General features: G+C 67.3%; 12 protein-coding genes, 1 pseudogene and 1 riboswitch. Of the genes and pseudogenes, 6 read left to right on the forward strand and 7 right to left on the reverse strand.

All coding sequences use genetic code 11. The features are described from left to right. Nucleotides 1-30 precede the first annotated feature (30 nt). The 6 genes from HQ308_RS06045 to HQ308_RS06070 form a co-directional block, all read right to left on the reverse strand. Complete coding sequence (locus HQ308_RS06045; RefSeq protein ID WP_027504953.1) at nt 31-324, reverse strand: GNAT family N-acetyltransferase; 294 nt, start codon at nt 322-324, stop codon at nt 31-33. 9 nt (nt 325-333) lie between these two features. After that, complete coding sequence (locus HQ308_RS06050; RefSeq protein ID WP_222645898.1) at nt 334-1,080, reverse strand: ABC transporter ATP-binding protein; 747 nt, start codon at nt 1,078-1,080, stop codon at nt 334-336. Continuing rightward, complete coding sequence (locus tag HQ308_RS06055) at nt 1,077-1,871, reverse strand: ABC transporter permease (RefSeq protein WP_222645899.1); 795 nt, start codon at nt 1,869-1,871, stop codon at nt 1,077-1,079. Before HQ308_RS06055 ends, HQ308_RS06050 begins: the two co-directional genes overlap by 4 nt. Further along, nucleotides 1,849-2,883 (reverse strand): ABC transporter substrate-binding protein, encoded by a 1,035-nt coding sequence (locus HQ308_RS06060; RefSeq protein WP_056448409.1) that lies wholly within the window; start codon nt 2,881-2,883, stop codon nt 1,849-1,851. The genes HQ308_RS06055 and HQ308_RS06060 overlap by 23 nt, the downstream gene beginning before the upstream one ends. Continuing rightward, entirely contained in the window at nt 2,880-3,632 is a 753-nt protein-coding gene (locus tag HQ308_RS06065) for a TenA family protein (protein WP_222645900.1), read from the reverse strand. Before HQ308_RS06065 ends, HQ308_RS06060 begins: the two co-directional genes overlap by 4 nt. Beyond that, nucleotides 3,626-3,721, reverse strand: a riboswitch (TPP riboswitch). It overlaps the preceding gene by 7 nt. A 29-nt stretch (nt 3,722-3,750) precedes the next feature. Further along, nucleotides 3,751-5,148, reverse strand: a complete 1,398-nt coding sequence (locus tag HQ308_RS06070) for a sugar porter family MFS transporter (protein ID WP_027504958.1) — start codon at nt 5,146-5,148, stop codon at nt 3,751-3,753. 148 nt (nt 5,149-5,296) lie between these two features. Between HQ308_RS06070 and HQ308_RS06075 the strand changes: the two genes are divergently transcribed. Both HQ308_RS06075 and HQ308_RS06080 read left to right on the forward strand, forming a co-directional pair. After that, nucleotides 5,297-5,686 carry an SRPBCC family protein gene (locus HQ308_RS06075; RefSeq protein ID WP_222632754.1) on the forward strand — a complete coding sequence of 130 codons (390 nt, stop codon included), beginning with the start codon at nt 5,297-5,299 and terminating at the stop codon, nt 5,684-5,686. Between the two features lie 46 nt (nt 5,687-5,732). Beyond that, the gene (locus tag HQ308_RS06080) at nt 5,733-7,277 is read left to right on the forward strand and encodes a carboxylesterase/lipase family protein (protein ID WP_056448415.1); all 1,545 of its coding nucleotides are present in this window, start codon (nt 5,733-5,735) and stop codon (nt 7,275-7,277) included. 6 nt (nt 7,278-7,283) lie between these two features. Here HQ308_RS06080 and HQ308_RS06085 read toward each other — a convergent pair whose 3' ends face one another. Next, nucleotides 7,284-7,583 carry a DUF1540 domain-containing protein gene (locus HQ308_RS06085; protein WP_027504961.1) on the reverse strand — a complete coding sequence of 100 codons (300 nt, stop codon included), beginning with the start codon at nt 7,581-7,583 and terminating at the stop codon, nt 7,284-7,286. A gap of 167 nt (nt 7,584-7,750) precedes the next feature. Between HQ308_RS06085 and HQ308_RS06090 the strand changes: the two genes are divergently transcribed. The 4 genes and pseudogenes from HQ308_RS06090 (at nt 7,751) to HQ308_RS06105 (ending at nt 12,096) form a co-directional block, all read left to right on the forward strand. Further along, nucleotides 7,751-8,725 carry an LppP/LprE family lipoprotein gene (locus HQ308_RS06090; protein ID WP_222645902.1) on the forward strand — a complete coding sequence of 325 codons (975 nt, stop codon included), beginning with the start codon at nt 7,751-7,753 and terminating at the stop codon, nt 8,723-8,725. A 73-nt stretch (nt 8,726-8,798) separates the two neighbouring features. Continuing rightward, complete coding sequence (locus tag HQ308_RS06095) at nt 8,799-9,635, forward strand: nitrilase-related carbon-nitrogen hydrolase (RefSeq protein ID WP_222645904.1); 837 nt, start codon at nt 8,799-8,801, stop codon at nt 9,633-9,635. Further along, complete coding sequence (gene hydA / locus HQ308_RS06100; protein ID WP_222645905.1) at nt 9,632-11,050, forward strand: dihydropyrimidinase; 1,419 nt, start codon at nt 9,632-9,634, stop codon at nt 11,048-11,050. The genes HQ308_RS06095 and hydA overlap by 4 nt, the downstream gene beginning before the upstream one ends. Nucleotides 11,051-11,053: 3 nt before the next feature. Continuing rightward, nucleotides 11,054-12,096, forward strand: a pseudogene (locus HQ308_RS06105) (TIGR03842 family LLM class F420-dependent oxidoreductase). Nucleotides 12,097-12,101 lie beyond the last annotated feature (5 nt).

The following is a 12,101-nucleotide window of genomic DNA, read 5'->3' on the forward strand; positions in this document are numbered from 1 at the left end:
GCCCACCGACACGGTGTCGCGAGTCCCGGCTCACACGGTCAGATCGGCGTACTCCTCGTGCGTCTCGACGAAGTGGTGCACGTAGGAGCACGACGGGACGATCTTCAGCCCCGCGGCGCGTGTGTCGTCGAGTGCGTGACGCACCAGGACGGCCGCGAGTCCGCGGCCGCGGAACTCGGGAAGCGTCACGGTGTGGTCGAAGTCCCGGACCGTCGGATCGGTCTGCCGATACTCGGCGTAGCCGGCGACCTCCTCACCGACGAGGATCTCGAAACGCTGACGATCGGGATGGTGCTCCACGCGGGTGTCGTCTGTGTCTGCCATGGACCGAACCTACTCGCCCGCGCCGGGACGAGGGCCCGTGCTTCCGAGGGCGTCCAGCAGTGCGCGTTCGTAGGTCGCGAACTCCCGCGTGGTGGCGGTCTCGGCGCGTCGCGGCCGCGGCAGATCGATGCTCACGTCGGCGACCACCCGCGCGGGCCGCGGCGACAGCACGACGACCCGGTCCGACACCTGCACCGCCTCCCGGATGTCGTGGGTGATCATCAGGACCGTCCAGCGGTACCGCTGCCACACCTCCTGCAACCAGTCCTGCATGGCCGTCCTGGTCAGCGAGTCGAGAGCGCCGAACGGCTCGTCCAGCAGCAGGACGTCGCGTCCCTGCACGACGGTCCGGAGCAGTGCGGCCCGCTGCCGCATCCCGCCGGACAGCGACGAGGGGCGTGCGTTCTCGAAGCCGTCGAGGCCGAAGACCGGGAACAGGTCGCGGGCCCGGCTCCGCGCCTGCGCCCTCGGAACCCCCTGCACCTCCAGCCCGAGTGCGGTGTTCGCGAGAACCGAACGCCACGGGAACAACAGATCCTTCTGCGGCATGTACGCGCAGCGCGGTGTCACCACGGTGCCGCTGTCCGCGGTGTCGAGACCGGCGAGGAGGGTGAACAGCGTGCTCTTGCCGCAGCCGCTCGGGCCGACGATCGACACGAACTGTCCCCCCTCGACGGCGAGGTCGATCCCGTCCAGTACCGGTGTCCCCGGGTAGGACTTGCGTACCGAGGTCAGCTCCAGAACAGGATCCGTCATCGCGTTCCCTCCTTCGCCGCGAGCGCCCACGGCGCGAGAAGCCGCTCGGCCACGAACGTGAGGAGGAAGAGTGCGATGCTGCACACCGCCGTGACCATGACCGCGGCCAGCACGAGATCCGTGCGGAACGCGTTCTTCTGCTGCGCCATGTAGATGCCCAGACCCGACGTGGCGCCGACGTACTCGGAGAAGACGGCACCGACGACGGCGTAGGTGATCCCGATGCGGAGCGCGGTGAAGAAGCGCGGCAGCGCGGACGGGAGCCGGACGTACCGGAACTGTTGTCGCCGTGACGCTCCCATGCTGCGCAGCAGTGCGTCGGACTCCTTGTCCGCGGAGGCGAATCCCTCGATCAGGCCGAGGGTCATCGGGAAGAACGTCACCAGCGCGATCACCAGGAGCTTGGGGAGGATGCCGAATCCGAACCAGATGATCATCAGGGGAGCGACGGCGATGACCGGCAGTGTCTGCGACACCACGAGCAGGGGAACGATGGCGCGGCGCAGCCACGGCGAGAAGTCCACGGCCGTGGCGATGATCCACGAGATCGTCAGGGAGACGGCGAAACCGAGCAGAGTGACCTGAATGGTGGACGATGCGTGACCCGCGATGACGGCACGGTTCGTCCAGCCCTGATCGACGACGCGGGCGGGGGAGGGGAGTACGCGCGGCGAGATGCCGCTGACGACCACGTACACCTGCCAGGCCGCCACGAGGCCCGCCGCGAGCAGCAGCGCCGGCGCGTACCGCCCCACCTGTCCGCCGCGCTCAGCCCTGATCGAGGTACTCATCGGTGAAGTAGGTCGACCAGTCGGGCTCGGTGGTCAGCGGTGCGCCGTCGGGCCCGGCCAGGACACCGGCGTCGAACAGGAACTTCGAGTACCCGGACCATCGCTCCAGGGTCTGCGTCCCGACGCGGCCGTTCTCGTCGAGCATGTAGTCCTCCGCCAGCATGCGCTGACTCTCGACGACCAGGTCCTCGTCGGGAAATGCTCCCGGGTTGGCGTCGATCAGATCGCGCGCGCCCGCGTCGGGATCGTCGGCGGCCTTCTGGTAACCCTTCTGCAAGGCCTGCACGAACTGTCGCGCCTGTTCGGGGTGCTCGGCCATCCACTCGTCACCGCCGTCGACGACGATCGCGTACGAGTCGGGGAAGCCGAAGTCGGTGTAGTCGAAGTACGTCATCGGGGTTCCGGCCCGCTCGGCCTCGAGACCCTCCCACGCGAAGTAGGAGACGGTGAAGTCCGCGGTACCGGAGTAGACCGCCTCGTACGCGGACGTCCCGAGCACCACGGTCTCGAAATCGCCGGTGCCACCGTCGTTCTCGATCACCTTGCGGAGGGTGGCCTCCTCGCCCGCGTCGCCGAACCCGGCGTAGGTCCGCCCGTCCAGGTCGCGAGGGCTCCGGATGTCCTGCCGGTCGGCGCGGACGCCGATGCCGGTGGCCCAGTGCTGCAGCGGCGCCATCACCGAGGTCACCTTCGCACCGGCAGCGCGGGCGTAGGTGGCGGAGCTGTGGAAGCTGATCCCGAACTCGGCGTTGCCGGAGTCGATCAGCGTGTCGGGGGACGTCGAGTTGTACGGCAGGATCTCGACGTTCAGCCCGGCGTCCGCGAAGTAGCCCTCCTGCTGGGCGACGAACAGGCCCGTGTGGTTCGTGTTGGGTGTCCAGTCGAGCGCGAAGCGGATCGTGTTCGCGTCGGAGGCATCGGACGTGGCGCAGCCCGCGAGACCCGCGGCGGCGACGAGCGACACGGTGAGCAGAGCCGCGACGCGCCCGACCCTCGTGTGCCGCGCCCTCATGCGTCCGACCCCGAAGCAGGCCAGGGCACGGTGTTCAGGGCGGTGTCCCAGAACAGCAGTTCGTAGCGCATCGCCACGACGAACGCGTCACTCATCCGCTGTCGTTCGGCCGGGCCGGCCACCTCGGCAGCCGCGTCGACGAGCTCGCGGGCGCGCGCGGCGGAGGTCTGGAAGTCCTCGGCGTCGTACGTCGTCACCCACCGGGCGTACGGGTGGTCCGGATCGGCGTCGAGCACGGCGCGGGCCGAGGCCGCGAGTCCGCGGCCGACCTCGGCGTAGATCCAGAAACAGGGGAGCGCGGCCGCGGCGCCGACGGCGTAGGTGTCGGTCGCCGCCGTCGCCGTGAGGAACGAGACGTACCCGAGGCACGCCTGGCTGTGCTCGACCGGCGTCTCCGACGGACCGCCGAGTGCGACGTCGGCGAGAAGGCTGGTGTGCAACGACTTCTCGACCGTCGCGGCCGTGGCCGCCGACGTGGCCCAGAACGCTCCGGCCTCCGGATCGACGGCGCGCGAGGACAGGAGGGCCAAGGCCTTCGCGTATCCCTCGAGGTAGAGGCCGTCCTGCTCGATGTACGTCCGGAACGACGTGGTCGGCAGGGTGCCGTCGCCGAGTCGGGTGAGGAACTCGAGGTCGTCGATCCGGGCCCGCAGGCCTGCCGTGCGGTCCCAGAGGAGGTCGGTGAAGCGTGTGAGGTCGGCTGCATCCGTGGTGGAGGCAGCGTCGACCGCATGGTCGTACGGCGTCATGGCCGTGACATCCCTTCGTCAGAATTACCTGCATCAGGTTCTCGGGTGTGGTCTCAGCCTCGCGACGCGAAGCACCCCGTGTCAGAACTCGCCGACCATAGCACCGGCGGTCGTGCGGCTACTTCATGTCCTCCAGTTCCATGCCCTTGGTCTCGGGGATCTTGGACTTCACGAAGAAGAACGACAGGGCGGCGAAGAGTGCGAAGCCGCCGTAGACGATGGAGAGTCCGACCATCTCGGTGAGCGACGGGAACAGCAGCGAGATGACGAAGTTGGCCACCCAGTTCGCGGCCGTACCGATGCCGAGAGCCATGGCGCGCATACGGTTCGGGAACATCTCGCCGAGCAGGACCCACATGATCGGTCCCCACGTCGACGCGAAGAAGATCACGAACAGGTTTGCGCCGATCAGCGCCACGACGCCCCAGGGATCGGGCAGGGAGACCTCGTCGCCGGTGCCGATCTGCTGGGAGAACGCGATCGCCGCCATGAGGAGACCGACGAACATACCGATGGAACCGGCCATGAGCAGGTTGCGCCGACCCACCCGGTCGACGAAGAGAATGGCCACGAACGTCATGGCCACGTTGATCACGGAGGTGATGACCGACGTGGTGAAGGACTGACTCTCGGTGAAGCCCACCGACTTCCACAGTGTGGTGGAGTAGTAGAAGATCGCGTTGATACCGACGAACTGCTGCAGGACGGCCATGATGATGCCGACCCACACCAGCGGCTGCAGACCGAAGCGCGGACCGCGGATGTCGGCGAACGACGAGCGCTGCTCCTTGCGCAGAGTCAGGCGGATCTCGTGGATGCGCTCGTTGGGGTGCTTCTCGCCGGTGATGTTCGCGAGAATCTGCGCGGCCTCCTCGTCGAGGTGCTTGCCCACGAGGTAACGCGGCGACTCGGGGATGAGCAACGCGAGGACGCCGTAGACGACGGCCGGGATCACGCCGACGATGAACATCCATCGCCAGGCCTCGAGGCCGAGCCACAGGTCGTTGGACGCACCGTCCGCACGATCCGCCAGCACGGCGTCCGAGAGCAGTGCGGCGAAGATGCCGATGGTGATGGCCAGCTGCTGCAGCGACGCGAGACTGCCGCGCATCCGGGCCGGCGAGATCTCCGCGATGTACGCGGGGGCGATCACCGACGCGATGCCGATGCCGAGACCGCCGAGCACACGCCACAGCATCAGGTCGGGAACGCTGAAGGCGAGACCCGAGCCGACCGACGAGATGATGAAGAGCGCGGACCCGAGCAGCATCACCTTCTTGCGTCCCCACCGGTCGGCCAGTCCGCCGGCGAACCAGGCGCCCGCCGCGCACCCGAGCAGGGCGATCGCGACGGTGAAGCCGGTGAGGAACTCGCCGAGGGCGAATCTGCCCTGGATGGAGTCGACGGCGCCGTTGATGACGGAACTGTCGAAACCGAAGAGGAAGCCGCCGACGGCGGCCGCAATGGTCACGCCGATGACTTTGGCCGTGTGATTGGCCGATGCCTGTGTGGTCATCCTTGTCCACCTACATGTCGGCCACCGGCCGCGCCGGTCGATGGCGGAGGAGTATCGCTTGGTTCGGACCCTACGCCCGGCGCGACCGCTGTGGAGCGGCGACCTGACGACAGTTTGAGCAGCGCCGGAACGGTGAATCCCGCCGGTCATGAAGAAGACTCTGCGACGCACCGGCGACGCCTCCGCCGACGTCGCGTGGGAGCGGTACATGGACCTGTCGCTCTGGTCGACGTGGGCACCGCAGATCATGGGGGTCGACGCGTCCACCGACCGTCTCGCCGCCGGCACGACCGGCACGGTGCGCGGACCCCTCGGCGTGCGGGTGTCCTTCGAGGTCCACTCCGTGGACGAGGCCGCACGGGTGTGGTCGTGGCGCGCGTGGATCGGCGCTCCGAGTGCCGGGCTCACCCTGGAACACGGTGTCGACAGCGCCGGGTCGGGCTCGTCGACGTGGTTGGTCGTGGACGGTCTGGCACCGCTCGTCCTCGGCTACTCTCCAGCGGCCCTGTTCGCGCTCGGTCGACTGGTGACAGCGTGACGACCATCGGGGTCCGATCCCCGCACTCCCTGTAACGTCGGTCCTCGTGGGGGCAACCGAGAGCAGCCATGTCGTCTCGTCGCGCGACGGTGAGATCCGCGGCTACGGGCACGGCGACGTGGTCAGTTGGAAGGGCATCCCGTTCGCGGCGCCACCCGTGGCGGAGCACCGATTCCGCGCACCACGCCCACCGGAGCCGTGGGACGGGGTCCGCGACGGCAGGACCTTCGGTGCGATGGCACCGCAGGGCCGTGACGGCCCGATTCCCATGGACTCGTCCATCCCGATGGACGAGGACTGCCTGACTCTCAACGTCTGGGCCCCGACACCGGACGGCATCTCCCGTCCGGTGATGGTGTGGATCCACGGCGGCGCCTACGTCCTGGGATCATCTGCGCAACGGATCTACAACGGGCGCAACCTGTCCCGCCTCGGTGAGGTGGTGGTCGTGACCGTCAACTACCGGGTGGGCGCGCTGGGGTGGTTGGACCTGTCGTCGTTCGACACCGATGGCAGCGTCTTCGAGACCAATCTCGGGCTCCGCGACCAGATCGCGGCGCTCACGTGGGTGCGCGACTGCATCGCCGCGTTCGGCGGCGACCCGACCAACGTCACCGTCTTCGGTGAGTCGTCCGGTGGCGCGTCGGTGACCACTCTCATGACGTCACCGCACGCGGAAGGTCTGTTCCACAAGGCGATCGCCCAGAGTTCCCCGGCCACCTCGGTGTACGGCCCGGAACGCGCGCGCACCGTCGCGCAGCGGTTCCTCGAACTCGTCGATCTGCCCGCGGAGCGTGCCGAGGAGCTGCGGACGATGCCGGTGGAGAGGTTGGTCGACGCAGCCGAGAAGCTGGTCTACGAGGTTCCCGAGAAGGTGCCCGGCACATTGGGATTCGCACCCGTCGTCGACGGTGACGTGGTGCCCCGGTATCCGGTGGCCGCGTTCCAGAAGGGCTTCTCGCACGACGTCCCGCTCATCATCGGGTCGAATCACGACGAGGCATCGGTGTTCCGCCTGATGAAGTCGCCGTTGATGCCCGTCACCTCGGACACGGTGAGCACGATGTTCGAGGCGATCGCCGTCGATCATCCCGATCTCTCACCGGCCCGTATCGCCGACATCCTCTCCGCGTACCCGGACCTGCCGAAGAGTGCTGGCGCGCTGGCCCTCTCGCGCGACGCAGGGTTCCGGATGCCGAGCCTGTGGATCGCGGAGGCCCATTGCCGACGAGCGCCGACGTTCGTCTACCGCTTCGATCACGCGACACCCGTGCTGCGCGCGGCACGTATCGGCGCCGGTCACGCCACCGAGTTGCCGTACGTCTTCGGCAATTTCGGGACCTTCGACCGGGACCCGACCTTCTGGCTGGGTGGGCGCAAGGCAGCGCAGCAGGTCTCCCGGCGAATTCAGCGACGCTGGGTGGCGTTCGCGTGGCACGGAGTTCCTGCTGCGCTGGACGGGTCGAAGCACTGGGCGCCCTACGACGAGCGTCGTCGCACTCTCGTCATCGACGGGCGTGATGCTCTGGTCGAGGATCCGGACCGTGAGCTGCGCGAGATCTGGGGCGAGAAGGTGCTCGGCTTCAGCTGAGGTTCGTCAGGCCTTGCTGTAGGTGAGGCAGTTCGCGGTGTCCGACGACTCGCCGGCGCCGATGCGGACCGCTGCCGCGCTGCACTCGAGGTTGTCGTTGAACGAGCAGTCGACGCGCTGGCACGCACCGACCTGGGTGGAGACGGTGTCGAGACCGCCCTTGGTGCTCAAGGGAATGAACGTGCCGCAATCGGCCGTTCCGTTCGAGCCTCCGACATTGATGGCGAAGGCGTGGCATCCGTCGTGGTTGTACGAACAGGCGCTGACACTGCACTCACTGACGCGGGGCATTTCGAGGGAAGTCATGACGATGACGGTAATACGCGAAAAGCGTCTCCACCAGCAAGGTCAGGCTGACCTAGATATGGTCACCCTTTCTACAACAATGATGTTTCCTATTCCTTCGGATCACGGATCGATGACGAATTCGTCGACGACGTAACGATCGGTCTGTTCGCTCGGATGGACCGATCATGAGACGAACACTTCTCGCGACCCTGGCCGTCACCGTGCTGTTCGCGAGCGGGTGCTCCGACTCCGGCCAGGGCTCCGCGGCGCCACCTCCTCCGACCACCACCACGACCTCGACAGCGGTGGGTCCGGCACCGGGTACGGAACCCGCCTCGTCGGCCGCGCCGGAACCGTCGACCGCGTGTGTGGAGGACTCCGTCGTGGCGGCGGGCATCGAATCGCTGCCCCAGTTCTTCGGTAGCGGGTGGCGGCTCGTCCGCCAGGGCGATCCCTGCGCGACCCTCTCGTGGGCGCTCGCGGCGCTCGACGGGGGCACGGGGTCGAGTCCGTGGACCGTCTTGTTCTTCCACGACGACACCTATCTCGGTACCGCCACCGCGTTGCCGTACTCGTTCACCGACGTCGCCTCGCAGACCGACGACACGGTCACGGTGTCGTACGGGTGGCTCCGGGAGGGTGAGTCCACCTCGCAGCAGTCCGGCGGACCCGGGTTCGTCCGCTACACCTGGAACGGATCGTCCGTGGTGATGCTGGACGACCTGCCGCAGGAGGTGGTGGACGGCAACAGGCAGACTCCTGCCGATCCGTGCCTGGACGACTCGGTGGTCGCCTCCGCGATCGACTCTCTGCCCACCTTCTCCGACAGTGCCTGGAGCCTGTACAGCCAGGGCGATCCGTGCGCCACGCTGGCCTGGGCGATGGCCGTTCCCGACGGTGCCACCGGTTCGAGCCCCACGACGGTGCTGTTCTTCCACGACGGCGCGTATCTCGGAACGGCGACCGCCCGTCCGTACGCGTTCACCGACATCGATCCGTATGCGCAGCTGGACGACACGGTGACGGTGTCGTACCGATGGCTCAGGGACGGAGAAGCGACCGCGGAGGTCTCCGGCGGACCGGCGCTGGTCCGTTATCGCTGGAACGGCTCGTCGGTGGACATGCTCGACTCCCTGCCTCCCGAGGTGGCGAACGGCTGAATTCCACCGGTGGACGACCCGGCCGATCGGGTGCAGGATCACCGGTACGGGGCCGACGCGGAGGTGTCATGTCATGACTGTCGTTCGAGCAGCACTGGTTCAGACCACCTGGACCGGCGACAAGGAATCGATGATCCAGGCCCACGAGGAGTACGCCCGCCAGGCAGCCGAGCAGGGCGCGCAGGTGATCTGTTTTCAGGAACTGTTCTACGGCCCCTATTTCTGCCAGGTGCAGGACGCGTCCTTCTACGACTACGCCGAATCGGTTCCCGGACCCACCGTCGAGCGTTTCCAGTCTCTCGCGAAGGAACTCGGCATGGTGATGGTGCTGCCGGTCTACGAGAAGGAACAGCCAGGCATTCTGTACAACACCGCTGCCGTGGTGGACGCGGACGGCACATACCTGGGCAAGTACCGCAAGCACCACATTCCGCACCTGAACGGCTTCTGGGAGAAGTTCTACTTCCGCCCCGGCAACCTGGGCTGGCCCGTGTTCGACACCGCCGTCGGCAAGGTGGGGGTCTACATCTGTTACGACCGCCATTTCCCGGAGGGCTGGCGCGCACTCGGACTGGCCGGTGCGGAGATCGTGTTCAATCCGTCCGCCACCTCGCGAGGCCTGTCGAACTACCTGTGGAAGCTCGAGCAACCGGCGTCGGCCGTGGCCAACGAGTACTACATCGGCGCGATCAACCGAGTGGGAGACGAGGAGTTGGGCGACAACGACTTCTACGGTACGAGCTACTTCGTCGATCCCGAGGGGAAGTTCGTCGGCGAGGTCGCCTCGGACAGCGCGGCCGAAGTGATCGTCCGCGATCTGGACCTGTCGCTCATCGCGACCGTCCGCGATCGGTGGGCTTTCTACCGCGATCGCAGACCCGACGCCTACGGTCCCCTGGTGACACCGTGACGACCACGTTCGTCCACGGGGGCATCGTCGTCTCGCCGACGGGGTCGCAGCCCCTGGACGTCCTGATCGACGGTGAGACGATCGTCGCAGTGCTGCAACCGGGTTCGACGCTTCTGGGCGCCGACCTCGCGTCGTCGAGCGACGTCGTCGTCGACGCGACCGGGAAGTACGTGATCCCCGGAGGGGTCGACGGCCACACCCACATGGAGATGCCGTTCGGCGGCACCTTCGCCTCCGACTCGTTCGAGACGGGGACGCGCGCTGCCGCGTGGGGCGGAACCACCACGATCGTCGACTTCGCCATCCAGAACCCCGGGATGCGCGTGCAGGACACCCTCGCCACGTGGCACGACAAGGCTGCCGGTTCGTGCGCCGTCGACTACGGATTCCACCAGATCATCGGAGACGTCGACAGCGACTCGTTGAAGGCCATGAGCGAGTTGGTCTCCGAAGGAGTCACCAGCTTCAAGCTGTTCATGGCCTATCCCGGCGTCTTCTACTCGGACGACGGGAAGATCCTGCGGGCGATGCAGACTGCCGCGGAGACCGGCGCGCTGCTGATGATGCACGCGGAGAACGGCATCGCCATCGACGTCCTGGTCGAGCAGTCGATCGCACGCGGTGACACGGCGCCGTACTTCCACGGCACGTCCCGACCGTGGCAGCTCGAGGAGGAAGCGACGCATCGCGCGATCATGTTGGCCGACGTGACGGGAGCGCCGCTGTACGTGGTCCACGTGTCGGCGAAACAGGCGCTCGAGCAGATCGCGACGGCACGGGGCAAGGGGCAGAACGTCTTCGCCGAGACGTGTCCGCAGTATCTGTACCTCTCGCTCGAGGAGCAACTCGGTGCGCCGGGCTTCGAGGGCGCGAAGTGGGTGTGCTCGACCCCGCTCCGGTCCCGTGCCGAGGGGCACCAGGACGAGTTGTGGCGGTACCTCCGCACAGGGGACGTCTCGACGGTCGGCACCGATCACTGTCCCTTCTGCATGAAGGATCAGAAGGAGATGGGTATCGGCGACTTCTCCAAGATCCCCAACGGAATCGGGTCGGTCGAACATCGGATGGACCTGATGTACCAGGGTGTGGTGTCGGGGAAGATCACGCTCGAGAAGTGGGTCGAGGTGTGCTGCACGACGCCGGCACGCATGTTCGGGATGTACCCGCGCAAGGGCATCGTGTCGCCCGGTGCCGACGCGGATCTGGTGGTCTACGACCCGAACGGCCGCACCACCATCGGAGTCGAGACACACCACATGAGAATGGACTATTCCGCCTACGAGGGCATGACCGTGGACGGCCATGTCGACACGGTGATCTCCCGCGGGGCCGTCGTCGTCGACCGCGGCGAGTACCTGGGCCGCGCCGGGCACGGCCGTTTCGTGCGCCGCGACCTGTCCCAGAATCTGGTGTGAGGGATGGACTTCGGAGTGGGCTGCAGTGCACCCCACCCAGTTCGCGGGTGGTCGAACTCGCTCGCATCGCCGAGACGCACGGCTTCTCCCATGTGTGGACCTTCGATTCACACCTGCTGTGGCAGGAGCCCTACGTCATCCACAGTCAGATCCTCGCGAGCACCCGCACGGTGGTCGTCGGACCGATGGTGACCAACCCGTCGACGCGGGACGTCACGGTGACGGCATCGACGTTCGCCACACTCAACGAGATGTACGGCAACCGCACCGTGTGCGGGATCGGCCGCGGCGACTCCGCGGTGCGCACTCTGGGTGGGAAGCCCACCACGATCGCGCGGCTCGCCGAGTCGGTGGAGATCATCCGCGAACTCGGCAACGGGCGGTCCGCCCGCATCGGCGAGACCACCGTGCGGCTGCCGTGGGCGTCGCGGTCCGAGCTCGAGGTGTGGATCGCCGGATACGGCCCGCGGGCACTGGAACTCACCGGGCAGGTCGCCGACGGGTTCATCCTGCAACTCGCTGATCCCGACATCGTCGAGTGGACCGTGGCCACCGTCCGCGACGCCGCCGAGAAGGCGGGGCGCGACCCCGATGCCGTGACCATCTGCGTCGCCGCCCCCGCCTATGTCACCGACGGTTCCGCGGCCGCCGCCGCGCATGCCCGTGATCAGTGCCGGTGGTTCGGCGGCATGGTGGGAAACCACGTCGCGGACATCGTGTCCCGCTACGGAGCGACCTCCGGTGTCCCGGCCGCTCTCACGGACTACATCGCCGGCCGCCAGGGGTACGACTACAACCAACACGGCAGAGCCGGCAACACGCACGCCGACTTCGTGCCCGACGAGATCGTCGACCGGTTCTGCATCCTGGGCTCGCCCGAGCAGCACGTGCAGCGACTCCGGCAGCTCGAGTCGCTCGGTGTGGACCAGTTCGCGGTCTACCTCCAACACGATGCGAAGACCGCGACGCTGGATGCCTACGGCGAGTCGGTTCTTCCTGCCATGATGACGTCAGAGGTGGCGACGGAATCCGGAATCGCCCGATAACGGAG

Origin of the sequence: Rhodococcus sp. BP-241, assembly GCF_019836145.1 — a bacterium.
In the GTDB taxonomy this organism is placed as follows: domain Bacteria; phylum Actinomycetota; class Actinomycetes; order Mycobacteriales; family Mycobacteriaceae; genus Rhodococcoides.